Origin of the sequence: Burkholderia sp. AU30280 (genome assembly GCF_020420125.1) — a bacterium.
In the GTDB taxonomy this organism is placed as follows: Bacteria; Pseudomonadota; Gammaproteobacteria; order Burkholderiales; family Burkholderiaceae; genus Burkholderia.
In genome coordinates, this window is record NZ_JAIZRY010000009.1 from 298,924 (window position 1) to 323,991 (window position 25,068).

General features: G+C 62.2%; 27 protein-coding genes. 5 read left to right on the forward strand and 22 right to left on the reverse strand.

Annotated elements, in window-relative coordinates; all coding sequences use genetic code 11:
* Positions 1-499 precede the first annotated feature (499 nt).
* Complete coding sequence (locus LGN17_RS22380; RefSeq protein WP_226198682.1) at positions 500-763, forward strand: hypothetical protein; 264 nt, start codon at positions 500-502, stop codon at positions 761-763.
* A 413-nt stretch (positions 764-1,176) separates the two neighbouring features.
* Here the strand turns inward: LGN17_RS22380 and LGN17_RS22385 are convergent, their stop codons facing one another.
* From LGN17_RS22385 to mnmE, 18 genes are all read right to left on the reverse strand, one after another.
* The gene (locus tag LGN17_RS22385) at positions 1,177-1,431 is read right to left on the reverse strand and encodes a hypothetical protein (protein ID WP_226198683.1); all 255 of its coding nucleotides are present in this window, start codon (positions 1,429-1,431) and stop codon (positions 1,177-1,179) included.
* Positions 1,424-1,714 carry a hypothetical protein gene (locus tag LGN17_RS22390; protein ID WP_226198684.1) on the reverse strand — a complete coding sequence of 97 codons (291 nt, stop codon included), beginning with the start codon at positions 1,712-1,714 and terminating at the stop codon, positions 1,424-1,426. Before LGN17_RS22390 ends, LGN17_RS22385 begins: the two co-directional genes overlap by 8 nt.
* A 2-nt stretch (positions 1,715-1,716) precedes the next feature.
* Complete coding sequence (locus LGN17_RS22395) at positions 1,717-2,010, reverse strand: hypothetical protein (RefSeq protein ID WP_226198685.1); 294 nt, start codon at positions 2,008-2,010, stop codon at positions 1,717-1,719.
* A gap of 157 nt (positions 2,011-2,167) precedes the next feature.
* Complete coding sequence (locus LGN17_RS22400) at positions 2,168-4,753, reverse strand: transglycosylase SLT domain-containing protein (RefSeq protein WP_226198686.1); 2,586 nt, start codon at positions 4,751-4,753, stop codon at positions 2,168-2,170.
* Positions 4,750-6,270, reverse strand: a complete 1,521-nt coding sequence (locus LGN17_RS22405; RefSeq protein WP_226198687.1) for a hypothetical protein — start codon at positions 6,268-6,270, stop codon at positions 4,750-4,752. Before LGN17_RS22405 ends, LGN17_RS22400 begins: the two co-directional genes overlap by 4 nt.
* A gap of 115 nt (positions 6,271-6,385) precedes the next feature.
* Positions 6,386-6,784, reverse strand: a complete 399-nt coding sequence (locus LGN17_RS22410) for a single-stranded DNA-binding protein (protein ID WP_226198688.1) — start codon at positions 6,782-6,784, stop codon at positions 6,386-6,388.
* 433 nt (positions 6,785-7,217) lie between these two features.
* On the reverse strand, positions 7,218-8,342 hold the full coding sequence (locus LGN17_RS22415; RefSeq protein WP_226198689.1) for a helicase RepA family protein: 1,125 nt from the start codon (positions 8,340-8,342) through the stop codon (positions 7,218-7,220).
* A complete protein-coding gene (locus tag LGN17_RS22420) occupies positions 8,332-9,249 on the reverse strand; it encodes a PriCT-2 domain-containing protein (RefSeq protein WP_226198690.1) in 918 nt (305 codons plus the stop codon). Before LGN17_RS22420 ends, LGN17_RS22415 begins: the two co-directional genes overlap by 11 nt.
* On the reverse strand, positions 9,243-9,431 hold the full coding sequence (locus LGN17_RS22425; RefSeq protein WP_226198691.1) for a hypothetical protein: 189 nt from the start codon (positions 9,429-9,431) through the stop codon (positions 9,243-9,245). Before LGN17_RS22425 ends, LGN17_RS22420 begins: the two co-directional genes overlap by 7 nt.
* A complete protein-coding gene (locus tag LGN17_RS22430; protein WP_226198692.1) occupies positions 9,428-9,730 on the reverse strand; it encodes a helix-turn-helix domain-containing protein in 303 nt (100 codons plus the stop codon). The genes LGN17_RS22425 and LGN17_RS22430 overlap by 4 nt, the downstream gene beginning before the upstream one ends.
* Before the next feature lie 9 nt (positions 9,731-9,739).
* Positions 9,740-9,949 carry a helix-turn-helix transcriptional regulator gene (locus tag LGN17_RS22435; RefSeq protein WP_226198693.1) on the reverse strand — a complete coding sequence of 70 codons (210 nt, stop codon included), beginning with the start codon at positions 9,947-9,949 and terminating at the stop codon, positions 9,740-9,742.
* Between the two features lie 102 nt (positions 9,950-10,051).
* Positions 10,052-10,648 (reverse strand): hypothetical protein, encoded by a 597-nt coding sequence (locus LGN17_RS22440; protein ID WP_226198694.1) that lies wholly within the window; start codon positions 10,646-10,648, stop codon positions 10,052-10,054.
* A gap of 395 nt (positions 10,649-11,043) precedes the next feature.
* Positions 11,044-11,511 (reverse strand): hypothetical protein, encoded by a 468-nt coding sequence (locus LGN17_RS22445; protein ID WP_226198695.1) that lies wholly within the window; start codon positions 11,509-11,511, stop codon positions 11,044-11,046.
* 63 nt (positions 11,512-11,574) lie between these two features.
* Positions 11,575-11,976, reverse strand: coding sequence for a hypothetical protein (locus tag LGN17_RS22450; RefSeq protein WP_226198696.1), 402 nt, complete (start codon positions 11,974-11,976; stop codon positions 11,575-11,577).
* Entirely contained in the window at positions 11,969-12,277 is a 309-nt protein-coding gene (locus LGN17_RS22455) for a hypothetical protein (RefSeq protein WP_226198697.1), read from the reverse strand. Before LGN17_RS22455 ends, LGN17_RS22450 begins: the two co-directional genes overlap by 8 nt.
* Positions 12,270-12,548 (reverse strand): hypothetical protein, encoded by a 279-nt coding sequence (locus tag LGN17_RS22460; RefSeq protein WP_226198698.1) that lies wholly within the window; start codon positions 12,546-12,548, stop codon positions 12,270-12,272. Before LGN17_RS22460 ends, LGN17_RS22455 begins: the two co-directional genes overlap by 8 nt.
* A gap of 104 nt (positions 12,549-12,652) precedes the next feature.
* Entirely contained in the window at positions 12,653-13,888 is a 1,236-nt protein-coding gene (locus LGN17_RS22465) for a tyrosine-type recombinase/integrase (RefSeq protein WP_226198699.1), read from the reverse strand.
* A 167-nt stretch (positions 13,889-14,055) separates the two neighbouring features.
* A complete protein-coding gene (gene mnmE, locus LGN17_RS22470; protein ID WP_226198700.1) occupies positions 14,056-15,450 on the reverse strand; it encodes a tRNA uridine-5-carboxymethylaminomethyl(34) synthesis GTPase MnmE in 1,395 nt (464 codons plus the stop codon).
* A 345-nt stretch (positions 15,451-15,795) separates the two neighbouring features.
* Here mnmE and LGN17_RS22475 point away from each other — a divergent pair, with 345 nt between their 5' ends.
* Entirely contained in the window at positions 15,796-16,227 is a 432-nt protein-coding gene (locus tag LGN17_RS22475; protein WP_175951189.1) for a transcriptional regulator, read from the forward strand.
* Positions 16,228-16,334: 107 nt separating this feature from the next.
* On the opposite strand, the gene yidC is transcribed toward LGN17_RS22475, so the two are convergent.
* The 4 genes from yidC to rpmH form a co-directional block, all read right to left on the reverse strand.
* Positions 16,335-17,999 (reverse strand): membrane protein insertase YidC, encoded by a 1,665-nt coding sequence (gene yidC, locus LGN17_RS22480; RefSeq protein WP_226198701.1) that lies wholly within the window; start codon positions 17,997-17,999, stop codon positions 16,335-16,337.
* Positions 18,000-18,007: 8 nt separating this feature from the next.
* Positions 18,008-18,274 (reverse strand): membrane protein insertion efficiency factor YidD, encoded by a 267-nt coding sequence (gene yidD / locus LGN17_RS22485; protein WP_006489939.1) that lies wholly within the window; start codon positions 18,272-18,274, stop codon positions 18,008-18,010.
* 75 nt (positions 18,275-18,349) lie between these two features.
* Entirely contained in the window at positions 18,350-18,811 is a 462-nt protein-coding gene (rnpA, locus tag LGN17_RS22490; RefSeq protein ID WP_021157986.1) for a ribonuclease P protein component, read from the reverse strand.
* A 15-nt stretch (positions 18,812-18,826) separates the two neighbouring features.
* Positions 18,827-18,961, reverse strand: a complete 135-nt coding sequence (gene rpmH, locus LGN17_RS22495; protein WP_004198824.1) for a 50S ribosomal protein L34 — start codon at positions 18,959-18,961, stop codon at positions 18,827-18,829.
* Between the two features lie 421 nt (positions 18,962-19,382).
* Between rpmH and dnaA the strand changes: the two genes are divergently transcribed.
* The 3 genes from dnaA (at position 19,383) to gyrB (ending at position 24,902) form a co-directional block, all read left to right on the forward strand.
* Positions 19,383-20,960: a chromosomal replication initiator protein DnaA gene (dnaA, locus tag LGN17_RS22500; RefSeq protein ID WP_226198702.1), complete on the forward strand. Its 1,578-nt coding sequence runs from the start codon at positions 19,383-19,385 to the stop codon at positions 20,958-20,960.
* 169 nt (positions 20,961-21,129) lie between these two features.
* Positions 21,130-22,236: a DNA polymerase III subunit beta gene (dnaN, locus tag LGN17_RS22505; RefSeq protein ID WP_006756934.1), complete on the forward strand. Its 1,107-nt coding sequence runs from the start codon at positions 21,130-21,132 to the stop codon at positions 22,234-22,236.
* Positions 22,237-22,427: 191 nt separating this feature from the next.
* Positions 22,428-24,902 (forward strand): DNA topoisomerase (ATP-hydrolyzing) subunit B, encoded by a 2,475-nt coding sequence (gene gyrB, locus LGN17_RS22510; protein ID WP_226198703.1) that lies wholly within the window; start codon positions 22,428-22,430, stop codon positions 24,900-24,902.
* Positions 24,903-25,068 lie beyond the last annotated feature (166 nt).

Consider the following 25,068-nt stretch of genomic DNA (forward strand, 5'->3'; position numbering starts at 1 on the left):
AGGCGATGGAGGGCTTCACCTAGCGGCGAAGCAGTCACGGCCCATCAGGAAACGATGGACGGATTTTGGGCGTAGGCCCTACTCAGTGAATTCGGTGATCGAGTCACCGTGCCCGCAGAGCGAGCTTTCCAAACAATTGCCGATCAGTTTCGGCGCACTTCAGTCGATGCCTTACCCAGGCGGGGTGTGAAGCAAGATTAGCGACGCCTGCACCGCTTGGCAACAGTTTTTCGACGGTCCCCGTCTCGCGCTGAAGAATGGCGGTCACGTTTACAGAGTGACGCACGCAACGTTTTCGGATGCGCGTCGCTTTACCCGCCGATTCGCAAAGTGACGCCACGGTCGACGACGAAATTGCACGTTGCAGTTTCAACACAGTGTGGCTCGCGGCGACCGCGACTTCCCCCCGCTCGCGCTGGCCCCATCGCTTTCGAAGACAGCCACTGGGCACCGGGGGAGCGTGTACTCTCTAGGAGCCCCCTCTTCTTGGAGCACAACCATGTTCTACCGGAACATCAACGGTTACGACGTCTATCTCTATGTCGAAGTGAAGAACCACGGGTTCGCCGGCACGAACGGCCGACCGGAGATCTTCGGCTTTCGAATCACGGCTGTTCCGACGGGATTGCCGGAAAACTCACTCGAGGCGCAGCGCAAAACTTGCGAACCGGACGAAGGGTATAGGCGCTACGACTTGGCGCTGGCAATCGCCGAGGAGGTTGCTGGTCAGTTCGTCCTGTCGTTACCGCAGGTTGGACGATAGCCGGCACTATCCCGGCCCCAATGACATCGCCTTCGATCCATTCGAGGTGCGTGGCGAGCGTGTAGATGCCCACGAACAGCCCGCGTGTGCCATATCCCCGTGGTGCCGGATAGTTGGGACTTCACCGGTCACACTTCCCCATTCCTTCGACTCGGTAACCCGCGTTAAGGGTGTTGTACGCGGCATCGAAGCCTTCCTCCGCGAGCGCGGCAAGAGATGCAACTTCTAGCGCAAATCTCTGCTGCGCCACGTTTTTGGCATCGTCGTTTACTCGGGTTGCTTGATCACGCAATTCGCTGGCGATTCTGAGCCTTTGGTCGTCTGATAGTACGTGGCAAATCGCATGCAAGACGGCAGACACAAAAATGAGCGGGTCGTCGTTGGGTGAATAGGATTTGGGGTGCATAGCGACCTCACATCAGGGTCGTTTCGGGGGAGTACCGCCCGATCAGGGTGAGTAGGAATTGGTCGAGTTCCGAAAGCGGTACCGTGGTGTGCACCGGAACGCCAGTCGCCGGTTCGATCATACAGATCCACACCGCCCGATCGTCCCATTTTTCCCTGAACAGGCTCGCGACAACATCTGGCCCAATCGGGAGATTGCAGATAAACAGATCCAGCACATCCTGTTCAGAGATCGGCCGCTCGGGGTGTGCGAACTCAGCCATTGACGTTCGATCCGTTCAGTATCAGTTGCACCGGTGCGTTCGGCTCACCTTTGATGGTCAGCGGCAACACCTTGCCGATCAGCGAGAGAAAGGCTGATGCCGTCCGAGGGTTCTTCGCGCGCTCAACGAGATATTTGACTCCGCCCGCCTCTTCGAGTGCCTGTCGGATCATTTCCTTGACCTCGACCGTCATCTTGTTCGGCACGCCTTTCTTGCGACCAGGCCCTGGCGTTCCGTCACCGACGACGCGTTTCTTGCCAGTTTGTTTAACAGGGGAAGTCATTTTTAGCGTGCCCTCGGATCGTGTGATTCCCGGGAGTACCAGCGGCTGACGAAGCCCTGACACAGCCCGAGATTCGTAAAGCGCAGTGCACGCTCCGGATGCTCTTCGTCGAACTCTTCGGGATAGAGCGTGATGACATACGCGTCGCCGCGATTGCGCACGTTCAGGAGCGCGCCTTTGCGCCAGTCGGCCGGCGGCTCGATATCCTTCTCCGCGTGTTCGCCCGGATCGCCGCTCACATCGACCTGTATCGGGCTTCCGCGCGGCTTCTTCGTCTTCTCGCTAATTTCGGTCATGTTTGCTCCTACAATGTCCCGGAACCTACTGTCCGGAGAATCTTGGTGCTGACACAGATCGGATCTATTGCCGTCGTCCTGGCGGCGGGGATCGTCCTGTACATCGCCGGGGCGCTCCTCGCCGACCTCCGAGCCCGCACTTACATGATCGGCCGCCTTATCGGGAGGGCTGTTCGTCGTCGCGCTTTGCGTTGGCTGGGATTCCAACAAGATCCGAAAGCCTCACCCCAGCCGCCGGAAACAATCGACGCCCCAACCCGCTGGCTTGATTAGATGCAGGCGTCGCAACCTGAGGCGTGACTACGCTCGCCGCCATCTTCTGGCGGTTCATAACGTTCCCGATACCTCGCGCCGCCGCGAGTCCGAGGTCCACAAGCGGGCCAAGGCGGGCTGCCCGTCCGAGTGCTGTCAAACTGCTTAGCGCGACTCCTTGCGCCCCGTTCTGAGCCATATCCACCAAGGCCCCGGCCGTACCCGAGTGGTTGACATTTGCGCCGGGTGGCGCGGTTTTAATGTTGCGCGCGACGTTATTGATCGATTGGATCGTGTCGAAACCCTGCGGACCGAATACAGCGTGCAATCGCTGCGCATTGTTCGGGTCGGTCACGAACCGATCAAAGGTGGCGTGGTTGAACGCGGGAATCTCGTCCGCCGTCGCCCGTGGCGCTGCCTTGCTTTTTAGAAATGCGGCGGTCGCGTTCTGCACGCTCTGCGCAAGATCCGGATTGGCTTTTTGCAACCCCTGCATCATGTTCGTCAGCGGCTGCGCATCTGCCTGCAAAACGTTGCGCTTGAAGAAGTTGTCGGGCTGCACACCGTTGATCGCATCCCCGTACCATGGATTCGCGTCGATATAGTCAAACCGTTGCTTGGCAGCCGCCTTTGCATGGTTGTACGCAGCAACGGCGTCTTGCCCCGCGCTGCCGTCGACCTGAGCGTTGCTAAGCCCATTGCGAATCTGTCCGATGGCATATCGCACGTTTCCGTCCGACGCCCCCTGTTGCGCGCGCGAAAGCATCTTGTCGACCGACATCATCTCTCCGGCAGTTAGCGGAAGCGTGCCGTTTCTCATTCCCTGATAGATCCGCTGCACGTCACCAGGCAGAGAGTCAGCCGAAATGAAGGAATCCCGGAGGTTCTGTGCGACCGGTTTCATAGCTTCCACGGTGTTCACGGCTGCAGAGGTTCCCCCGGTGTTCTTTACCGCGTCGTACAGGCGACTGATGTGGTTCGACCAATTGTTGTCGAAGCTATTCGCAGCACCGATGATCTGCCGCCCCACATCGATCGGCGCCGGCGCCTTATTTGCGCCCAGCGCATCCAGGTTCCCAGCCAGTTGCGCGTTCTGTCGTGCCTCGAGCGCCTGCACCGTTTCGCCAACACCCGATACCCCGCGCCAGTTGCGCTCCCTCGCGAATTGCATCGGATCGCGACCGGCCTGTCCTGCCGACAGCTCGACAGGAACCGGGAGCGAGGCCGCTTCGCCAATACGGGCGATTGTCGCCGCAGCATTCGGAGAAGGCGCTCCACCGGACTTCAGCGCATCGGCAATCTGAGATACCGGCGCTGCCATCGCATCAGGAGATACCTTGGACGAATCGACACCGGCCCGCTGCAGGACGTCATTCACAATGCCCGCCGCCGCGGTCGAAGCATTCGCCGAGGACATGACCGGATTGAGCCGCCCGCGGATCGCATTTACAGCGCTCGAGAGATATGGCGTCGCAAACTGAGCGACCTTCGCCCCAATTCCACCAAACAATCCGCCGGCGACTGCATCAAGGCCTTTCTGAGACAGAAAGTCGGCGTCCGGATTGGAAGCATGTGCCGTTACTCCATAGGCGGCCCCCTTGGCAGCATTCGCAAGAAAGCCTGTCCCCTGTAGCGCCTTCACTTCGGGAGCCATCGCCATTCCACCGATCCCGCCGACAATGTCCCCCGCGCCAGTCGCCACGCCGTGGGCCTGTTGATATGGCGCCACCTCCGCGTCAAGCTTCCGCTGCCCCTGCTGTGCATCGTTCGCGAGCCACGGGCCGATCGTGTGAGCGCCGGCGGCATCGAGCCCGCGGCCGACAAGCTCTTGGGCACCCATCGCCATTGATCCGAGACCATGCCCCGCCCCGGCAGCCATTGAAGCCAACATGCCCGGTTGCGGACCTGCGGGTGCAGCGTGACCCTGCGTCGGCACAGAAGGAAGTGAATCAAACTGATCGGCCAACGAAGTGGGCTGCGCCGCTCCTGGCGCGCTTGCCGCAGTCGTGGCCGGTGCCGACGCTCCCGTTTGAGGCGCCAAATGCTGGTAATTCGCAAGCACCTTCGCCGGGTACGCGTGTGTGTTGACACCCCACTTGGACTGATCATCACCGCCCGTGTAATGCAGAAGCGCAGTCGGTACGTCGCCGTACTTGTCGAGCAGCGTAGACATCAGCTGCGCGCCACCCATGATGTTCTGCTCCGGGTTCGTGGGATCAGTAATGCCTAGCGCCTTGTAGTTCGAGGGCATGATCTGCATTAGGCCCACTGCACCCTTGTTCGACACCGCGCCTGGACGACCGGTAGATTCGGTCTGAATCATCGCGCCCAACAATCGCGGATCGACGTTGTACCGGCGCCCGGCGGCCTCGATGATCTGGTTGTAACCCGATGCATCGCCCGGCAGTTGGTTATTGGGACCAGTGTTCGCGACCGGTTGCCCTCCACTCGAACTCGTCGGTGTCGAATCGAATTGGTCGGCAAGGCTCATTGCACCACCCCAAGGTGTTCGGCGGCGCGGATCTTCGCGCCAAATTCTTTCTGCTGTGCCGGTGTCATGCTGGCTTTGAACGCGGAGCGCTGGGCCGGACTCATATCGGCAAACTGCCAGATGCGCGGATCGGAGACGTTGTTAAGTGAGGAAAGCGCCGTCTGATAGCCTTGCGCGTCGTTGGCCTGACGATACGGCTGCAGATACTTTTGCGCGGCGAGCGTCATCTTCTGGTTCGCGATGATCTGGTCCGCGGCCTCATTGATTGCGTCCCTGCTCATATGGCCGTTCGGGGTGGCAGCCGAAATGAGCGCGCGTTGCGCATCCGTACCGCCCCCAGATGAATTGACCAGCATCGCAGAATTCTTGTTAAGGAGGTCGGTAGCGGTCTTGATATCGGCCGCTGCCGGCTTGCCGAACGCAGCCAAAATTCCGTTCAAACGATCGAGATCGCTCGCCGCACCAGTAAGGGCGCCGTTCGCATACGACTTGATGTTGTTCGCAATGCCGATGTTTCTGGAGGCGTTGTTGGAGTCGTTGCCGAGTCTTGTCCAGTGATCGCTCATTTGGCCGAACATCTCAGGTGTGCCCATCGATGCTCCACTCGGCGCGAAGCTTGGATTGGCGCCAGGTTGACTGCCGTACCGGCCGGACCCGAAAGGCATGTTGCCGCCGAAGCCCGGGGCACCAGGCGTGATCGAACCCAGCGACACAGTGCCGGGCTGGTTGTTCTGCATAACCTGAACGCGAGTTGCAGCCTCGCTAGGTGACAACCCCTGCGGGGTTTCCGGCCCGTTCGGCCCCATCGGGACAGCGGAGTACGGATTGGCGTTGTATGCCTGCACGCCACCGCCGGGCCCTGTCGTCGTACGCATGTCCGGCGCCTGCTCTTTAACCGTTGTATCTGCCGGCTGGAACTCCATCGCAAGGTGCTGGAGAGCCTTATCTCGCTGCGCCTGGGGCATATTGGGAGGAGCCAGCGAAATCAACGATCGTGCGCGCGCGATGGCTGGAGCGGCATCGGGATTTTGCTTCGCATAGACGTCCAGCGCCGCACCGAGATCCTGCGGCGTCTGCTGCGTCCCGATCGCCGACCGGACGATGCCGGAGATGTCGTTGCGGAAGTTCTGACCGAGACCGCGCACCGAATTGCTCAGTTGGATGCGGTCATTCTGCGTCTTGATGATCGACTGCATGACACCCTGTCCGAGCAGCGGCATGTACTTGTTCGCGAACCCGGCTATCGCGACTGGATCGACCTCCCCATCTGAGCCTTTGATCGCGTTCCCATCCGGATCTTTTCCGGAGAGCATGGTCTGCTGCAGCAACTGACGTTCGCGCATCTGCTGCTGGGCACTCTGCGCTTCGCCTGCGCCGACCTGCAATTGCTGCTGCCCGATCTGCATCGCTTGCTGCTGACGCGCGACGCCAAGAATGCCGGACAATGTCTGGAGACCTTGATTGGGATTGGGTGGCGTAATCTGATCAGCTACGGGACTTCCGAAATCTGGAGGCATGGGCTAACTCCTGGATGTGAAGTAAATCGGATTGCATGCGGCCGTTTGGCCGTAGAGTGAATTCGCAGCGCCGTCGCTCTGACTGGACAGACTGTTGAGCTTCAGCGTCCAACACTCAGAACACGATGTCGTCATCGGCAAACCCCGGCTCGCTCGATCGCCGGCCTTCTGTCTGTGCCGGCGCCGATGCGTCCGCCACCGCCTTCCGTTTTCGAGCAACGTGATAGGTCGTCAGGACCTTCGACGCGACCATACTGATGCTCGGCTTCACCGAGCCATCGCGGGCCTCGTACGTGCCGATCTTGAGCGTCCCAGCCAGCGATATGCTGTCGCCATCCTCAAGCGCAAGCAGGGCCGCCTTCGCCGAATCACTGAACGCCACGACGTTCACAAACAGGCCTTCACCTTCGCCGTCGGCCGCGCGTACGTTCGCGGTGACAAACGTCTTGCCGGAGCTCGAGCAGCGCTCCTCCGGCGTCTTGAACAGCTTCCCGCCTACCAGGGCGTCAATCATTTGCCACCTCCGTTTGAAATCGGACCTGTCGAATCGGCCGCCTTGCGCTTTTGCGCTCCCTCGCGCGCGCGGGCGTAGTGGATGCGGTCGCCTCCGTATCGACGCACTAGAGCGCCGACGCACCCGCTGTTTCCGCCAGATAGGGATTCGTGCTTTGGCGCATATTCCGAGTCGCGAGTCTCGTGTCTCGCGTGTCTCTCCCCTATAGGGAGAGAGAGACTCACGAGACTAGTTGGCATGTCTCTCCAGACATCCGAGAGACCTTCGCGAGACTCGCGAGACTCCCTTGTGCCGCAATGGTTTGCGGTCGGTTCGAGTCTCGCGAAGCTTCCCGGCACAACCCCAAAGACGAAGCTTCTGGAGTCGGGGATAGCGTGTCTCGTGAATCGCGTTTCGCGAGACCAAACCGACGTTTTGCTTACGCTTTCCGTGGTCATTTCGCCCCCGTTGCAACGCACGCCATACCCGCTGCCTCATGGATGGCCCCGGCGTCTGCAAGTGCCTTCATGGCGCGATAGATCGACGTTTTGCGGTACCGGTCTTCGAAGTGCTTAACCACCTCGGTCTTTTTGATGCCTGACTTGTGGGCCGTCAGAAACTCAAGCACCGCACCCTCTACGTCGCCCATGCGCTTGCTGCGGGGCGCCTTGTCAGGTGCATCAGTCGGTACGACTACGCAGGTTGTCGCCGGCACGCCCCATTTCGTCGTGCCAAGCTCGATGACATCGAGTCGGAAGCCGATGCGCTCGCCCTTCGTGCCCAGATCGCGAACCTTGGTGATCTCGGCGCACCTGCCGGTCGGCGAATCGGTGATTTCGATCTCGGCGTCGACGGCGGCGCGGACGCCCGACCATCCCCGCGACCCTGCGGCCGCGTTTTTGCCGGAATGGTGGATGAGCAAGAAGTGCGCGCTGCACTCGGTGCGAATGCGGTCAAAGCGCTCGATGACGCGGCTCATGTCCTGCCCCGCGTTTTCATTGGCGCCGGCGCTCAGTCGGGCGAGCGTATCGCCGACGATCAGCCGAACCTTTCGGCCGCGCTGAGCCTCGAGCCGCTGGACGGTGGCAATGATCGCGGAGGCATCGGCATCGTTTTCAAACAGGTTGACCGGGTTCTGAACGATCGCGAAATTGGGCACGCGCACACCGTGGTGCCGTTGGTAGGCCTGCAGGCGGCTGCGCACCGACGCGGGCGACTCGGCGGCCAGGTAGACGATCATGCCGGGCTCCGTGCGCTTGCCCATCCACTCCACGCCTCGCGCAATTGCTGCAGCTAGGTCGATCACAAGGAAGGTCTTGCCGCTGTTCGAATCGCCGTATAGGACGCTGCCGCCTCCAATCGTCAGCAGCCCTTGCACCAGCTCGTCGGGCGGCGTGAATGTGTCAGGTAGCTCATCGGCGAACGTGACCGAGAGCGGAATATCGTCGGGAAGAGCTTCCGCATGCCCTGGCACTGCTGCACGCTCCGACGCCTTCGCGACTCGCCGGCCGTTCGCCACGGCAAGACGGACCGCATCCGCGCCGCCCTCACACGCCAAGTCGTTGAGGTCACGCCCCACGAGGCACCTCCACGAGCGTGACTTCCCGATCGGATAGCGCCCAGTGATCGCCGCACGTATTCGCGGCCAGCACACCGGCCGGATCTTCATCCACGGCAATGGTAAGGGCGTCGATCCCTGGCAATGGCGGCAGCTTCGCGAGATTACCGGCATCGATCAATGCCCATGCGGGCTGAAGCACTCGCGCAAGACTGAGCGCCGTCTCAATGCCTTCGGCGATCGCAAGCCCTTGTGTTAGCGCTTCATCCGGCCACAGCCGGATCACGCCGCCCGCTTTGCGATGGCCACCGAGGAGCATCCGCGGCGGATCGACATCGGCCTTGGTGCCGTCAGAGTTGATCCAAGTGCGATGTAGGCTGATCGGCGCCCCGACCGCCACGTCCGTAACCAGAGCGACGAGGCAAGGGCCGATGTAGCCGGCCGGGTGACGCGCCGCCGGATCGAACCGTAGATCTCCATCGGCGGGCGGGAGCGCGCACTCGCGGGCTTCGAGGTAAGCACGGCCGACACCGCCCAGCGGATGGAGGGATTGCCAATAGCGTAGCCACCGCGGGTCGAGCGTCTCGCGCGCTCGGCGCGCGGGTTCGCCTATATTTCGCTCTATTTTATTGGCGCTCAGATCGTTGATTTGGCGTCGATTCTCCGGTCTGTCTTGCCAGCCGGCCTCGATCGCTGCACGGAACAACGTTGCGGCGCTGATGCCGCCGCTCGTTTTGAACGAGCGCCACACGGCGCGCGCCTCGCGCTCACCGCCGAAGTTCGCTCCGGTCGCGCACCAGCCGAGCCACGTGTCGAGATCGCCGCCGGCTGCCTTGAAAGCCATGCCGAGCGCAACCCACGTCCCCCGATCGCAGCCGGCATCGAGGTGGACGAGCGCAGAGCGGGCGCGGTCGAGTTCGTTCAGCATGTGGCCGCCTCGTCTGCGCGCTGCCGGCTCGCCGCGTCCAGCAGCATCAATAGGACCGAATCCAAATGAATGCGCTTGATGCGCACGGGCTGCTTGCGTTCTGGATTCGGGCTGGCACTCGTGCGCAGCAGCACAAATGCGGGATCGTCAGCTGGCTCGAGGTGGACATAGAGCGCACTCATGCTGCCACCTCGTGCATCAAGTGGTAGCGGGCGACGCGGTGCTCGCCGCCTTCGGGCGTCGTTTCGTGCGACCACACGGTGGCAATTTCATGCCCGAACCGACGCAACTCCATTACGCGGGCTGCAGGGTGAAGCACGTCGATCAGGTAGCGCGCATCGAGCGTCGAGAGCGAGCCATGCTGGCGAAGGAAATCGAGAACGCGCGCGCGTTGAGCCGCTGCATCGTTTCCGCTAGACTGCGTCCGGAAGATCTTTTTGGCCGCGCTCGCTCGAGCCGCGGCTTTTTTGTTTTGGGCCATGACAAGCCCTTACGCAGCAACAGCCTGGCGCGATTCGGCAATGCACTTCTCGATGTAGGCATCGAGCTCGTGCTCAAGGAAAACCGTTGTGGCTGGGCCAAGCTTTACCGGCTGCGGAAAGCCGGATTCGCTCTTCGCTTTGGCCCACAGGCTGGACAAACCGATACCGAGTTTTTCCGCGGCTTGGGAAGGACGCAGGCCCTTGTAATTGATGGACATTAGACGCTCCTGTGAGTTTGTCTAACCGCGTCGCTATGAATGCGCTGCGGTGTCCAATCAATTTATTGCTCTCGGCTTTCCGGAACCGAGCGGTCCCGGAAACTATTTCTTGATAGTCATGCCGAGCGCCTCCAAATGATCGCGGACGGCGGTCTTTCCTAAGCCGGTTTCTTTCACGATGTCCTGGACTAGCTGATTAGTGCTGTCGTAGGGACGCGTTCTTCGTTCTGTAAGTGCGCCGGCAGCATTTTTGACCGCCATACGATTTTCCTCGTTGGCTTTCTTTTGCGCGTCTACGCCCTTTTCACGGAAGCTCTCCGATCTCCTTGCCGCAGCGATGCCGCGTGCGACGAGAGGCGCGGCTGCAATCTTGGCCCCCTTATCCATTATGTGATACCGAATCGAGCGTCCGGCCACTGAAAACTCCCCTAACGCAGCCTTGTGAATCGCCTTCTCAACGGAGTTGTTTGCCGGGTTGTCGGCCTCGAGCACTGTCGCCAAGCGCCGGAGCTGTTCCGAAATCGCTTCGATTGGCGCGTAGCAGTGAGTCTCCTTGCGCCAAGCTCCAAGGTACACATCCCACAAATACCGTCCTAGATCCTCATCCGAACGATCGAGAGCAGTGGGATCGAAGACGCCATCAAGAGCAGCAATATCAAGGATGACGGGCGCGGCCGTGCCCTTTGTTGATTGACCCATAAGCGCCCCTTAGCGCGCCCTTTTATTGGGAGCCGCGCCGGCCGGGTAAGGGTCCCCGGTTTTCGCCCCGTCGAGCTAGGCGCGACTGTTCGATAGTGGCGCGCCTACTGGCAGATACGCTGCCACTGGTATTGCTGCACGTACGGATTCCACACCTGATGCATCTGGCATCTCGAGGTACCAAGCGGTGGCAACTGCGGCGCCATGAGAGGCTGAATCGACGGCGGTTCAATCGGACATACGGCCGGCGGACAGATCGGCGGGAGTTCCATTGAGCTGGTGCAAATCGATCGATTTTGGCCCCCCACGCATCGGCATTCGCACTCGGCATGCACGACGTCAATACAGGCTACCAATGTGATGAATGCCAGTACCCAGCGTGTCATGAATGCCTCCTAGTAAACATCATCGTTCGCCGCTTCTCGAGCCTCGAACCGTCGCATCTGCCAGCCGCGAATCTGAACGAGTGCGTGAGCCCATTGGCCCGGCGTGAGCACGCGCCACCCCGGCTCCGGCCGCGGCCACATGCGCCGCACGCGAAAACTCTCGATGTCGTCCCAGTTTGGGTTGCTCGGATTCGCCGCGTGCGCCGCCGTATAGAGAGCAACGTATGCCGGCACGTTCGCAAGCCGCGCGAGGTGCTGCATGACTCCCGCCGGCTTTTCCTGTCCGATGTCACGGGCGACCTCGACGAGCGCCAACGGAACCTTCGCCCCGTTGTCGTACTCGGCAAACAACACCGAGTCCAGGTCAACCATCGTCAGTGCTTCAGCTTGGTCGGTACGCAGGTAACGACTGATCGATGGGGCGCGATGCCAAACGCCATAGGCGCGATCGCGAATTTCATATTGTTCGAGCCTCATAGTCGGCTCCTTCGTAAAAGCGGCCGCCGGCGCAGGCAACCGCAAGGGTAATTGTTTTTGCGATTAAGCGTCCGGGTCACCACACAGCCAATCCATGAAGTCGCCCACCTTGGTTGGCAAGCAACGCGCGAAAGCCTCCCGATTGATCGCCGTCGGAATTACTTCGATCATCATCACATCGTCGATCGGCATGCTCAGCGACACCGCATCGCCATCACAACCGCCGGAAATGGATAGATCCCCATCTTCTCGTGCGGCTTCGATATGCGACTCAAGGCGCTCGTACTCGCTCATCAGCCGATAGCTAAATCTCTCGAACAGCGCATCTCGGTCGTACTTCGCGAGCTCGAATTTGGAAAGATCAAGCAAGAGCGCGTATCTGAAGTTACTGTCCTCGTCATATAGCATCGACATGCCAGGAATACGTGCAGGCAACACGGACACGATAGGATTTACGTTAGCCATGGCTAACCTCCTCGTCGGTAGCGTCGATATCGTCGAGTGGTTTCCACCGATCGAGACAGGGGCTACCACACTCAATAGATACCCACAGATAGGCGGCGATGGTTTCAGAGAAGCCGACACGCTCGTCACCGTTCCGAGCGAAAACTCCGGCTTCCCACTGCCGAGCAAGCTCAGGAGGCTTCGGCAGGCTCAGCTCCGTCCACGCCCGCAACTTGTCGAGTGCAGCGACAACGCCTTCCCGATATTCGGGAGTAAAGCGCGGGTTCTCGGATGCACCGAGGTCAGAATTGATGTTAGCCATGGCGCACCTTCCACGGCAAGTCGCCCAAGGTCGTCGCCAGCTTGCCCAAGTCCGTCTGCAATTCACGAAGCAAACACGCCGTGGGCAAACTTCCTTCAGTATCCTCCGGGAGCGCCTCCACCATAAACGCGAGCGTGTTATGAATCTTCCATGCGATGCATGTCTCATGGTTCAATGCGCGCTCGAAGCGATCCAGCAAGGAATCGCTGCTCGCATCCAATGGCGCAGCGGGTGGCGACGCGAGATTGCTACAATCGGAAACAGCTTCCATGATCAAGCTCCTTATCAGCTTGGTTGGGGGAGTTAGGCGGTCTCGGTGCGCCAACACCTTGACTGCCGCTTCGCCTGATTCCCGTCAGGCAACGGTCATGCAATCTATGCGGCCGTGCCAACAAAGCTGCCGATCACGACCTTCCTATCTCCGCCGACCTGGGCCTCGACAAACTCGGCCCACAGCTGGAGGATCTTCCGCCGCTCGTCTGCATACTCGGCCCGGTTGTACACGCCCTTGATGCCCTTGATCGAATGCGCCAGCGCCTTTTCGATCGCGTCTGACGACATGCCCATTTCATGCAGGTGCGTCGACGCGGTACGGCGGAAGTCGTGCAGGACGAAGTGCTGAACGTCGAGGCTGAGCGAGCGCACCGCCTGATTGAGCGTGCTCTTGGCAATCGGTTTGTCACCGCGGCCACGCGTCGACGGGAAGACGTGCTCGTGATTTCCGGTCTGCTCGTACAGTTCGCGGAGCATCGCAACGGCCTGCGAGGACAGATAGACCCAATGCTCCTTGTCCTTCTTCATCCGGTCAGCAGGAATGCGCCAGATGCCCGCGTCGAGATCGAACTCCGACCACCGCGCCTCGATCAGCTCGGACTTCCGAACCATCGTCAGGATCAGGAGGTGAATCGCCAGCTTGAGCGCGCGGCGAATGTCTGAGGCGTAGACGGCGCGCAACACCATGCCAATCTCGTCAGGGGAGAGGACTCGCGTGCGGCTGTCCTGGGTGGCGACGAAGCGCGCGACGACGGCATGAGCCGGATTCGTCGGGGCAAGCTGGCGCGCGATCGCGTATTCGAACAGTCGTTTGATGACGTTCCGGGTCGAGAGCGCCATCTTCGGCGCGCCGCGGGCCTTGATCCGGTCACAGATGGCCAGCACATCGCCAGGCGTCACGTCCGGCAGCGGCTTGTTGCCGATCGCCGGATAGATGTCCTTCTCGAGCGCGCGCTTGATCGTCCGAGCGTACTCGGGCGACATTCCCGCGATCTGGGTTGTGTACCAATCCTCACCGAACTCGCGAACCGTATCGAAGCGCTTCACGGCGCCACGATCCTTCTTGGCATCAGCGATAGGGGAAACGCCTTTGGCGACGATCTCGGCGTATCGGCGGGCCTTCTCGCGTGCCTCCTGCAACGTGACCGCGGGATAGTCCCCGATCGTCACCATCGGCTGTCGTTCGCCGTGCAGTGTGTACCGGTAGCGCCAGACCTTAGAACCCGACGTCATGACTTCCAGCACGAGGCCGCCACCGTCCGAGATGCGGTAGCGCGCCGCCCTCGGCTTCAGCGCCTTGATGCGGGTGTCATTCAGCGGGACGACGGTTTTCGGCATGGTTGGTACACATCGATTGGGACACAACGTCCTTGTGTACCTAAATGTGTACCATCAAAGGGTGGATGTCAATAGACAACCTTGGGCAACGCTAGGCGATCAATCCTAGTATTCACAAGGGTTTCAGCGGGAAGGATAGACGACCTTGGACAACCTTGGGCGACTGGTTATTTTCCGATACAAAACCTGCTGAAAATCACCCCCAGCAGATCATCCGAAGTGAACTCCCCGGTAATCGCATTGAGCTGCTCCTGCGCAAGCCGAAGCTCCTCGGCAAACAGATCCAACGACTGCGCCCTTTGCTCCGCATGATCCGCGGCCTGCGCCAGATGCTCCTGCGCGGCCCGCAACGCGATCAAATGCCGCTCGCGCGCGAGATACACGCCTTCCGCTCCGGCTTGCCACCCCGCGATCCGCAGCAGCTCCGCACGCAGCATGTCGATCCCGTCGCCGCGCTTCGCCGACAGATGCACTTCGGTCAAGTCACCTTCCGCCGCCGGATGCTCGACGCATGCCGCCACACCGGTCAGATCCGTCTTGTTCAGCACGCGCACCACCGGCACGCCGGCCGGAAACCGTGCCGCGATCGTCCCGTCATCCGCCGTCATCCCGTTGCGCGAATCCAGCAGATGCAGCACAACATCCGCGCGCTCGATCTCGCTCCACGTCCGCGCGATACCGATCCGCTCGACCTCATCCTCCGTCTCGCGCAACCCGGCCGTATCGATGATGTGCAGCGGAATTCCTTCGACCTGGATCGTCTGAGCGACCTTGTCGCGCGTCGTGCCCGCGATCGGCGTGACGATCGCCAGCTCCGCGCCGGCCAGCGCATTCAGCAGCGACGACTTGCCGACGTTCGGCTGCCCGGCGAGCACGACCGACAACCCCTCGCGCAACAGCGCACCCTGCCGCGCATCGCCCAGCACGTGCGCAAGCTGCGCGCGAATCTTCGCGAGCTTGCCGCGCGCGTCGGCCGCTTCGAGGAAATCGATCTCCTCTTCCGGAAAATCGAGCGTCGCCTCGACCAGCATCCGCAGCGTGATCACGTCGTCGACGAGCGCATGGATCTGCCGCGAGAACGCACCGTCGAGCGAACGCCCGGCCGAACGCGCGGCGGCTTCGGTGCTCGCCTCGATCAGGTCGGCAACGGCCTCGGCCTGCGCGAGATCGAGCTTGTCGTTCAGGAACGCGCGTCGCGTGAATTCACCGGGCTCCGCGAGCCGCAGCCCGAAACCGCGCCCCGCATCGAGGCAGCGCTGCAGCAGCAACTGCATCACGATCGGCCCGCCGTGCCCTTGCAGCTCGAGCACGTGCTCGCCGGTGTACGAATGCGGTGCCGGGAAGTACAGCGCGATCCCGCGGTCGAGCGGCGCGCCGTGCTCGTCGAGGAACGGCACGTAGCTCGCGTGGCGCGGTGCGAGCTTCTGCCCGCACAACGCGTCGATCAGCGGCAACGCGGCCGCCTCGCCGCCGCGCCCGAACGACACGCGCACGACCCCGATGCCCCCCCGGCCGGCAGCAGTGGCAATGGCGACGATCGGATCGGAATCGGTAGCGAGCATGGGAATCGGATGAATGGGATGAATCGGGTGATCGGTGAATATGGTGCGCCCGCGCAACAGTTCGGGCATCGGAACGCCGGCATTGTAGCGTGCCGGCTCACACGTCACCGGCCGCGGCGCACGATTAGGACACGCTCGAATTTATCCCGCTGGGGATAAGCCGAGTATCATTCCGGCGCAATGTTATAGCCACCGTTTCGGACGAGTATGCCTGCTGGAGCGGCTCAATGCTATGGCCCTCAATTCCGTTACGCACCTCGGCCAAGACCGGGATTCGTCCGAATGAGATATGTTTATCCTGAACGGTTGTCTGAAATGCGGCGGTGGAATTGCACAATCTCCCCCATGCCGACATCCGAAGAAAAAGCCGCGTTCTCGGAACGCCTGAAATTCGCCCTGCGGCGCAGCCCGGAGAAGATCGCGGGTGCGACGGAGCTGGCGAACCGATTCAATCTGCGCCATCGCGGAGCGCAGCCCGTTTCGCCGCAAACCGCGCATAAATGGCTGACGGGCCGCACGATCCCGACGTCGGACAAGCTCGCCACGCTCGCCGAATGGCTGCGCGTCGACGTCCACTGGCTGCACTACGGCCCGTCGCCGAGCGTGATCGAACACCCGACGCCGCAACCGCTGCCGCGTGACGAGCGCTATCCGCTGACGCCCGAGACGATCGAACTCGCGTCGAAGATCGAAGCGTTGGCGCCGCATCGTCGCTACCTCGTGCAAGAACTGGTCGAGCAGTTCTACGGCGACTCGGGCGAATCGAAGAAGGGCTGAGCCCGCACCACCGGATCCGGAGAAAGCAAAAAGCCGCATGGGCGAACCATGCGGCTTTTTTTCGTGCCGCGCGGGGCGAACGCGCCGCCCCGCGTGTGCAACGGGCGTCAGGCCGGTTTCTTCTTGGCCCCGCCGAACTTGCGCGTGATGTAGTACTGCTGCGTGATCGACAGCACGTTGTTCACGACGTAGTACAGCACGAGGCCGGCCGGGAAGAAGAAGAACATCACCGAGAACGCGATCGGCATGAACTTCATCATCTTCGCCTGGACCGGGTCCGGCGGGGTCGGGTTCAGGCTCGTCTGCACGTACATCGACACGGCCATCAGCACCGGCAGGATGAAGAACGGATCGCGCTGCGACAGGTCGTGAATCCACAGAACCCACGGCGCGCCGCGCATTTCGACCGACGCGAGCAGCACCCAGTACAGCGAGATGAACACCGGGATCTGGATCACGACCGGCAGGCAGCCGCCGAACGGATTGACCTTCTCGGTCTTGTACAGCTCCATCAGCGCGGCGTTCATCTTCTGCGGATCGCTCTTGAAGCGTTCGCGCAGCGCCTGCATGCGCGGCGTGATTTCCTTCATGCGCGCCATCGACTTGTAGCTCGCAGCCGACAGCGGGAAGAACACGGCCTTGATCAGGATCGTCAGCAGCACGATCGACCAGCCCCAGTTGCCGATGTAGCTGTGGATCTTCTCGAGCAGCCAGAACAGCGGCTTCGCGATGATCGTCACCCAGCCGTAGTCCTTCACGAGTTCCAGGCCCGGCGCGATGCCTTCGAGCATGCGCTCTTCTTCCGGACCGGCGAACAGGCGTGCCTGCACGTCGGCCGACTGGCCCGGCGCGATCGCGGCGACCGGCTGCTTCACGCCGACGCGATACAGCGTCGGATCGATCTTCTCGGCGTAGATGTCGCGCTTCACGCCCTGCTGCGGAATCCAGGCCGACGCGAAGTAGTGCTGCACCATCGCGACCCAGCCGTTGTCGGCGGAGGTCACGTAGTCGGCCTTGTTCTTGTCGAGGTCGCTGAAGTTGATCTTCTGGAAGTGCTTCGCGTCCGTGTAGACCGCCGGCCCAAGGAACGTGTGCGAGAACATCGGCGTTTCGACGGCCGTGTTGTCGCGGACGAGTTCCATGTAGACCGTCGGCGTGACAGGCGCGGTGCCGACGTTGTCGATCTTGGTGTCGACGCCGATCACGTAGCTGCCGCGCGTGAACGTGTAGGTCTTCACGACCTTCACGCCGCCCTTCACCGGCGATTCGAACGACAGCTTCAGCGTGTTCTGGTCGCCCGTCAGCGACGTCGAGCCGGGGTTCAGCTGCGTGTAGACGTCGTTGTGGTTCGGGAAATCGCCGCCGAGCAGGCCCGAGCGTGCGAGATACGTGTGGCCGGCCGTGTGGTCGAACAGCGTGATGTACAGGTCGGGCTGCTTGCCGTCGCCCTGCTTCTTCAGCGTCAGCTTCGCGAGCGTGCCGCCGCGCGTGTCGATTTCGCCGTCATACACGTCGGTCGAGAACTTCACGAGCTGCGCCTGGGCGGCCGGTGCCGTCGTCGACGGTGCGGCGCCGGCTGCGGCGGCAGGCACTTCACCTGCGGTCGTCGTCGCGCCCGTGCCCGATGCTCCGCCGGCAGCGGCCGCGGGGGCCGTCTGCGTGGCGCTCGGGAAGAACATCGACGGGCGTCCATGGGAACGCTGCCAGTTGTCGTACAGCATGACAGCTGACATGAAGAAGATCACCCATAGGACGGTGCGTTTGATATCCATGCGTTGTCTCAGAGTCGATGGGACCGCGCGTCGGCTTCGCCGCGAGCGCGAGTGTCGGAGTTGGGCGGCGGGACGAGGTCGATGCCGCCCGCGGAAAACGGATGGCATCGGCACACGCGCCTGACGGCGAGATACGTGCCGCGCGCGGCGCCATGATACTGGATTGCCTCGCGCGCGTAATCCGAACAGGAAGGATAAAAACGGCAACGGTTGCCGAGCATCGGGCTCACGGCAACCTTGTAGAAGCGCAGCAACGCGATCAAGACCGTTTTCATACCTTGGGCGGCGCCGTTCGGCACCGCGTCAAAACCGGCCGGGCGGGCGCGAACGCCGCGCCGAGCACGGATGCGTCACTCGGACGCGGGCTTCGACGCACGGCGGGCGATTTCCCGGACTGCCCTGTCGAGCAGCTCGCGGATCTCGGCCGCGCACATCGCCGCGAGCGGGGCGGAAGCCGCGCTCGGCAGCGCTTTCTTGTCGAAGCGCGTGTGCTGCCGCAGCAGCAGGTCGTAACCGGCGAATTCGGCCCGGCGCAAGCGAAACGCGTCGCGCGCCAGCCGCTTCACGAGATTACGCGTGACTGCACGCGGCGCATACTTCTTGCCGACGACGAGCCCCAGACGCGCGGGCTGACCGGTCGGCTTGCCGTAAATCACGAAGTGCGCGGAGCGCCGCCAAGGACGCAAACGAAAAACGGATGAAAATTCATCCGTTTTCAGAAGTCGCGCAGCTTTCGGGAAGGCGGCTTTCGTCTGCGACGGATTCGCACCCGGCTCGACGGCACCTTCCGCAGGACTGCGGACGGCGGACACAGCGCGCAACCTGCCTTAGATGGCGAGGCGCTTGCGGCCCTTCGCGCGGCGAGCGTTGATGACCTTGCGGCCACCTGCCGTCTTCATGCGGACACGGAAGCCATGGGTGCGCTTGCGGCGCGTCACGGACGGTTGGTAAGTACGTTTCATGATGTTCTCACTTGTTCGAGAATGTCGAAATTCAGGGGACCGCGTGCCCTTAACCGGAGGCATTCGGGCGAACGCAATCGCCGGGAATACAGGATTGGTTTTCGCGGAACCCGCTATTTAAACCGTTTTTCTCTTGACGGTCAATACTTTACGCGTCACGCGCCTGTGCCGGCCCGCGCCGATCCGGCCCCGCGACCCACCAACCCAGCCTGTGGATAAGTCCCGCTGTGGCCGCGTTTGGCGGTAGAATCTCGCCTTATCTCCAAGAATCCCGCACGCCGCTTCGGCTCCCGCCTGCCTCTGCACGACTGTGACGCAGGCGTCCGAGGCACGCTCGCACGACCGCTTCGGGCCTTGTCGCGCCATCGCGACAAGGGCGCCGGCGAGCCGCGCTGTGCATGCAAAAAACGACAGCTACTTGATGAACGATTTCTGGCAACACTGTTCCGCACTGCTGGAGCGCGAGCTGACGCCCCAGCAGTACGTGACGTGGATCAAACCCTTGGCCCCGGTGGCCTTCGATGCGTCGGCGAACACGCTGTCCATCGCCGCGCCGAACCGCTTCAAGCTGGACTGGGTCAAGAGCCAGTTTTCGGGCCGGATCTCCGATCTGGCCCGGGATTTCTGGAACGCGCCGATCGAAGTCCAGTTCGTCCTCGATCCGAAGGCCGGCATGCGCAGCGCCGCCACGGGCGCCACGTCGGCCGCTGCCCCGCGCGCGCCGCTGCAACCGGGCGGCCCGGCCGCCGCGGTGGCTGCAATCGCCGCGAACCTGAGCGCGAATGCCGCCGCTGCACCCGCCGCGCCGGCCGACGTGCCGATGACGCCGTCGGCGGCCGCCGCGCACCAACTGAACGCCGACGACGCCGATATCGACCTGCCGAGCCTGCCCGCGCACGAGGCGGCCGCCGGCCGCCGCACGTGGCGCCCGGGCCCCGGTGCGGCCCCCGCCAACGGCGAAGCCGATTCGATGTACGAGCGCTCGAAGCTGAACCCCGTGCTCACGTTCGACAACTTCGTGACCGGCAAGGCGAACCAGTTGGCGCGCGCCGCCGCGATCCAGGTCGCGGACAACCCCGGCATCTCGTACAACCCGCTGTTCCTGTACGGCGGCGTCGGCCTCGGCAAGACCCACCTGATCCACGCGATCGGCAACCAGCTGCTGCTCGACAAGGCCGGCGCGCGGATCCGCTACATCCACGCCGAGCAGTACGTGTCCGACGTGGTGAAGGCGTACCAGCGCAAGGCGTTCGACGACTTCAAGCGCTACTACCACTCGCTCGACCTGCTGCTGATCGACGATATCCAGTTCTTCTCCGGCAAGTCGCGCACGCAAGAGGAATTCTTCTACGCGTTCGAGGCGCTGGTCGCGAACAAGGCGCAGGTGATCATCACCAGCGACACGTATCCGAAGGAGATCTCGGGCATCGACGATCGCCTGATCTCGCGCTTCGACTCGGGCCTCACCGTCGCGATCGAGCCGCCCGAGCTGGAAATGCGCGTCGCGATCCTGATGCGCAAGGCGCAGTCGGAAGGCGTGAACCTGTCGGAGGACGTCGCGTTCTTCGTCGCGAAGCACCTGCGCTCGAACGTGCGCGAGCTCGAGGGCGCGCTGCGCAAGATCCTCGCGTATTCGAAGTTCCACGGCCGCGAGATCTCGATCGAGCTGACCAAGGAAGCGCTGAAGGACCTGCTGACCGTGCAGAACCGGCAGATTTCGGTCGAGAACATCCAGAAGACCGTCGCCGACTTCTACAACATCAAGGTCGCCGACATGTATTCGAAGAAGCGTCCCGCGAACATCGCGCGGCCGCGGCAGATCGCGATGTACCTGGCGAAGGAACTCACGCAGAAGAGCCTGCCGGAAATCGGCGAGCTGTTCGGCGGGCGCGATCACACCACCGTGCTGCACGCCGTGCGCAAGATCGCCGACGAGCGCAGCAAGGACGCGCAGCTCAACCACGAGCTGCACGTGCTGGAACAGACGCTGAAGGGCTGAGCGCGCGGGCGCGCTTGATCATTCGGCCTCCGCCCCAATTTAAGGGGGGCGGTTCGGTTTTGAGGCACAATACTGGTTTGACCGCTCCGGCGGTGGCGGGCCAAGAGCCCGGCCGGCGGGGCGCTGCGTGGCTGCTGCGCTGCAGGCCGTTACTCAACGAAGGAACTCTATGCAACTGGTCAAGACCGAACGAGACACACTCCTCAGGCCGCTGCAAACGGTCAGCGGCATCGTCGAACGCCGCCATACGTTGCCGATCCTCGCCAACCTGCTGATCACCAAGAACGGCCCGGACGTTTCATTCCTGTCGACCGACCTGGAGCTGCAGATCACCACGCGCGCCGATTTCGGCGTCGGCGGCGACCAGGTGGCCACCACCGTCGCGGCCCGCAAGCTGCTCGACATCCTGCGTGCGATGCCTGACGGCCAGGTCACGCTGTCGCTCGCCGACAAGCGCCTCACCGTTCAATCGGGCAAGAGCCGTTTCGCACTGCAGACGCTGGCGGCCGACGAGTTCCCGACCGTCGCGCAGGCGAAGGATTTCGGCGCCACCCTCACCGTCCCGCAGAAGTCGTTCCGCCAGCTGCTCGGCATGGTGCACTTCGCGATGGCGCAGCAGGACATCCGCTACTACCTGAACGGCATGCTGCTCGTCGTCGACGGCGACCAGCTGATGGCCGTGGCCACCGACGGCCACCGCCTCGCGTTCTCGTCGATGAAGCTCGAAGGCGGCACGTTCGGCCGCCAGGAAGTCATCGTGCCGCGCAAGACGATTCTCGAGCTGCAACGCCTGCTCGAAGACATCGACGACACCGTCACCATCGACATCGCGCAAACCCAGGCCAAGTTCACGTTCGGCCAGGTCGAGCTCGTGTCGAAACTCGTCGAGGGCAAGTTCCCCGACTTCCAGCGCGTGATCCCGAAGGCGCACAAGAACACGTTCGAGATCGGCCGTGAAGAACTGCAGCGTTCGCTGCAACGCGCGGCGATCCTGACCTCGGACAAATTCAAGGGCGTGCGCTGCATCATCGCACCGGGCCAGTTGAAGATCATGTCGACCAACGCCGATCAGGAAGAGGCGCAGGAAGAACTGGAAATCGCCTACCAGGGCGATACCGTCGACATCGGCTTCAACGTCACGTATCTGCTCGACGTGCTCGCGAACCTGAAGGTCGACACCGTGCAGGTGAGCCTCGGCGACGCTAGCTCGAGCGCGCTGATTACCGTGCCCGAGAACGACGAGTTCAAGTATGTCGTGATGCCGATGCGCATCTGACGCGCTCGACATCGCGACACACACCAGGGGGCGGCAAGCCCCTTTGGCGTTTTTATGGCGAACCGACAACCCGTCCCTTTGGTGCCCTAACGGCACCTCGGACGGGCCAGGAAACTGGAGCGGCCCGGCGATTTCTCGCTGAAACGCACCGCGCCGCCACGAGAGTGGCCCCGCAGAACCGGAAGATATCCATGAGTGAACAGCACAATTCGCAACCCGATAACAGCAGCTACGGCGCCTCGTCGATCCAGATCCTCGAAGGTCTGGAAGCGGTGCGCAAGCGCCCCGGGATGTACATCGGCGACACGTCGGACGGCACCGGTCTGCATCACCTCGTGTTCGAGGTGCTCGACAACTCGATCGACGAAGCGCTGGCCGGGTACTGCAACGACATCCAGGTGACGATTCACGTCGACAACTCGATTACCGTGACCGACAACGGCCGCGGGATTCCGACCGACGTGAAGATGAACGACAAGCACGAACCGAAGCGCAGCGCCGCCGAGATCGTGATGACCGAGCTGCACGCCGGCGGCAAGTTCGACCAGAACAGCTACAAGGTGTCCGGCGGCCTGCACGGCGTGGGCGTGTCGTGCGTGAACGCGCTGTCGAGCTGGCTGCGCCTCACCGTGCGCCGCAACGGCAAGAAGCATTTCATGGAGTTCCATCGCGGCATCGCGCAGGAGCGCGTGATCGAGAAGGTGGACGGCGTGGAAGTGTCGCCGATGCTGGTGACCGGTGACACCGAGAACCGCGGCACCGAAGTGCACTTCATGGCCGATCCGACCATTTTCGGCACGGTCGAATATCACTACGACATCCTCGCGAAGCGCATGCGCGAGCTTTCGTTCCTGAACAACGGCGTGCGGATTCGTCTCACCGATCTGCGCTCGGGCAAGGAAGACGATTTCGCGTTCGCCGGCGGTGTGAAGGGCTTCGTCGAGTACATCAACAAGACGAAGACCAACCTGCACCCGACGGTTTTCCACGCGATCGGCGAGAAGGACGGCGTGGGTGTGGAAGTCGCGATGCAGTGGAACGACAGCTACAACGAGAACGTGCTGTGCTTCACGAACAACATTCCGCAGCGCGACGGCGGCACGCACCTGACCGGCCTGCGGGCCGCGATGACGCGCGTCATCAACAAGTACATCACCGACAACGAAATCGCGAAGAAGGCCAAGGTCGAGACGACCGGCGACGACATGCGCGAAGGCCTGTCATGCGTGCTTTCCGTGAAGGTGCCGGAGCCGAAGTTCAGCTCGCAGACGAAGGACAAGCTGGTGTCGTCCGAAGTGCGGGCGCCGGTTGAGGAAGTCGTCGCGAAGGCACTGGAAGAGTTCCTGCTGGAAACGCCGATCGACGCGAAGATCATCTGCGGGAAGATCGTCGAAGCCGCGCGCGCGCGCGATGCCGCACGGAAGGCGCGCGAGATGACGCGCCGCAAGGGGGTGCTCGACGGCGTCGGCCTGCCGGGCAAGCTCGCGGACTGCCAGGAGAAAGACCCGGCGAAGTGCGAAATCTACATCGTCGAGGGCGACTCGGCAGGCGGCTCGGCCAAGCAAGGGCGCGACCGCAAGTTCCAGGCGATCCTGCCGCTGCGCGGCAAGGTGCTGAACGTCGAGAAGGCGCGCTACGACAAGCTGCTGTCGTCGGAGCAGATCGTGACGCTGGTCACGGCGCTCGGGTGCGGGATCGGCAAGGACGATTACAACCTCGAGAAGCTTCGGTATCACCGCATCATCATCATGACCGACGCGGACGTCGACGGTGCGCACATCCGGACGCTGCTGCTCACGTTCCTCTATCGCCAGATGCCGGACATGATCGAGCGCGGGTATGTGTATATCGCGCAGCCACCGCTTTACAAGATCAAGGCGGGCAAGGACGAGCGGTATCTGAAGGATGACGTGGAGTTGAACGCGCATATGCTGCGGTTGGCGCTGCAAGGGTCGGAGCTGGTGCCGGGCGAGAATGCGGCGGCGATTTCCGGCGATGCGCTCGGCGAGTTGGCGCGGTCGTATCTGCTGTCGCAGAGCGTGATCGATCGGTTGAGCCGGTTGTATGACCCGGCGGCGCTCGAGGCGATCATGGACGGCGTGTCGATCGATCTTTCCAACGAGGCTTCGACGGAGGCTTCGGCGAAGGCTCTTCACGCTGCGTTGCATGACGAGGCGTTGAAGAACGAAGTGCGTGTGGTGCCTGCGTATGACGCGGTTCGGGAACAGCGGTCGCTGCATGTCGAACGTACCCATCACGGGAATGTGCGGGTTTCGGTTATCGACCAGGAGTTCCAGCACACGGCGGATTATCAGCAGCTTGTGGCTACTGCGAATACGTTCACGGGGCTTATTGGGGAAGGGGCGGTTATCAAGCGTGGTGAGCGCAGTATGGCCGTGACGGACTTCAAGAGCGCGATGAAGTGGTTGCTTGCCGATGCCGAGCGGAATGTGTCGAAGCAGCGGTATAAGGGGCTCGGGGAGATGAACCCCGGGCAGCTGTGGGAAACGACGATGGATCCGGCGGTGCGGCGACTCCTGCGTGTGCAGATCGAGGACGCTATTGCTGCGGATGGGATCTTTACTACGCTCATGGGGGACGATGTTGAGCCGCGGAGAGCGTTTATTGAGAGCAATGCGTTGCGGGCGGGGAATATTGACGTTTGATTTGCCTTGTCGACCATAGGGCGCCAGTGTAAGTGTAGCGGGCCTGTCAGGAATTTTGTGTTTAAGGCATAACATGCTCCCAAGGAGAATTTATGCCTCGCAAACCGAAAGCCCAGCCGGCGGCTCTGCCGGCGATTCCGGCCGAGTTGCTTGAGCAGTTCGGCAA

What these genes read in the sequence shown, in the direction of transcription:
- LGN17_RS22420 (WP_226198690.1), bottom strand. Translation starts at nt 9,249, where the DNA reads ATGCTGAACGAACTCGACCGCGCCCGCTCTGCGCTCGTCCACCTCGAT.
- LGN17_RS22460 (WP_226198698.1), bottom strand. Translation starts at nt 12,548, where the DNA reads ATGGAAGCTGTTTCCGATTGTAGCAATCTCGCGTCGCCACCCGCTGCG.
- yidD (WP_006489939.1), bottom strand. Translation starts at nt 18,274, where the DNA reads ATGAAAACGGTCTTGATCGCGTTGCTGCGCTTCTACAAGGTTGCCGTG.
- LGN17_RS22435 (WP_226198693.1), bottom strand. Translation starts at nt 9,949, where the DNA reads ATGTCCATCAATTACAAGGGCCTGCGTCCTTCCCAAGCCGCGGAAAAA.
- dnaN (WP_006756934.1), top strand. Translation starts at nt 21,130, where the DNA reads ATGCAACTGGTCAAGACCGAACGAGACACACTCCTCAGGCCGCTGCAA.
- LGN17_RS22380 (WP_226198682.1), top strand. Translation starts at nt 500, where the DNA reads ATGTTCTACCGGAACATCAACGGTTACGACGTCTATCTCTATGTCGAA.
- LGN17_RS22450 (WP_226198696.1), bottom strand. Translation starts at nt 11,976, where the DNA reads ATGGCTAACGTAAATCCTATCGTGTCCGTGTTGCCTGCACGTATTCCT.
- yidC (WP_226198701.1), bottom strand. Translation starts at nt 17,999, where the DNA reads ATGGATATCAAACGCACCGTCCTATGGGTGATCTTCTTCATGTCAGCT.
- LGN17_RS22455 (WP_226198697.1), bottom strand. Translation starts at nt 12,277, where the DNA reads ATGGCTAACATCAATTCTGACCTCGGTGCATCCGAGAACCCGCGCTTT.
- LGN17_RS22395 (WP_226198685.1), bottom strand. Translation starts at nt 2,010, where the DNA reads ATGACCGAAATTAGCGAGAAGACGAAGAAGCCGCGCGGAAGCCCGATA.
- LGN17_RS22390 (WP_226198684.1), bottom strand. Translation starts at nt 1,714, where the DNA reads ATGACTTCCCCTGTTAAACAAACTGGCAAGAAACGCGTCGTCGGTGAC.
- LGN17_RS22410 (WP_226198688.1), bottom strand. Translation starts at nt 6,784, where the DNA reads ATGATTGACGCCCTGGTAGGCGGGAAGCTGTTCAAGACGCCGGAGGAG.
- rpmH (WP_004198824.1), bottom strand. Translation starts at nt 18,961, where the DNA reads ATGAAACGTACTTACCAACCGTCCGTGACGCGCCGCAAGCGCACCCAT.
- LGN17_RS22475 (WP_175951189.1), top strand. Translation starts at nt 15,796, where the DNA reads ATGCCGACATCCGAAGAAAAAGCCGCGTTCTCGGAACGCCTGAAATTC.
- LGN17_RS22405 (WP_226198687.1), bottom strand. Translation starts at nt 6,270, where the DNA reads ATGCCTCCAGATTTCGGAAGTCCCGTAGCTGATCAGATTACGCCACCC.
- LGN17_RS22440 (WP_226198694.1), bottom strand. Translation starts at nt 10,648, where the DNA reads ATGGGTCAATCAACAAAGGGCACGGCCGCGCCCGTCATCCTTGATATT.
- LGN17_RS22385 (WP_226198683.1), bottom strand. Translation starts at nt 1,431, where the DNA reads ATGGCTGAGTTCGCACACCCCGAGCGGCCGATCTCTGAACAGGATGTG.
- LGN17_RS22425 (WP_226198691.1), bottom strand. Translation starts at nt 9,431, where the DNA reads ATGAGTGCGCTCTATGTCCACCTCGAGCCAGCTGACGATCCCGCATTT.
- dnaA (WP_226198702.1), top strand. Translation starts at nt 19,383, where the DNA reads ATGAACGATTTCTGGCAACACTGTTCCGCACTGCTGGAGCGCGAGCTG.
- LGN17_RS22400 (WP_226198686.1), bottom strand. Translation starts at nt 4,753, where the DNA reads ATGAGCCTTGCCGACCAATTCGATTCGACACCGACGAGTTCGAGTGGA.
- LGN17_RS22465 (WP_226198699.1), bottom strand. Translation starts at nt 13,888, where the DNA reads ATGCCGAAAACCGTCGTCCCGCTGAATGACACCCGCATCAAGGCGCTG.
- gyrB (WP_226198703.1), top strand. Translation starts at nt 22,428, where the DNA reads ATGAGTGAACAGCACAATTCGCAACCCGATAACAGCAGCTACGGCGCC.
- mnmE (WP_226198700.1), bottom strand. Translation starts at nt 15,450, where the DNA reads ATGCTCGCTACCGATTCCGATCCGATCGTCGCCATTGCCACTGCTGCC.
- LGN17_RS22430 (WP_226198692.1), bottom strand. Translation starts at nt 9,730, where the DNA reads ATGGCCCAAAACAAAAAAGCCGCGGCTCGAGCGAGCGCGGCCAAAAAG.
- LGN17_RS22445 (WP_226198695.1), bottom strand. Translation starts at nt 11,511, where the DNA reads ATGAGGCTCGAACAATATGAAATTCGCGATCGCGCCTATGGCGTTTGG.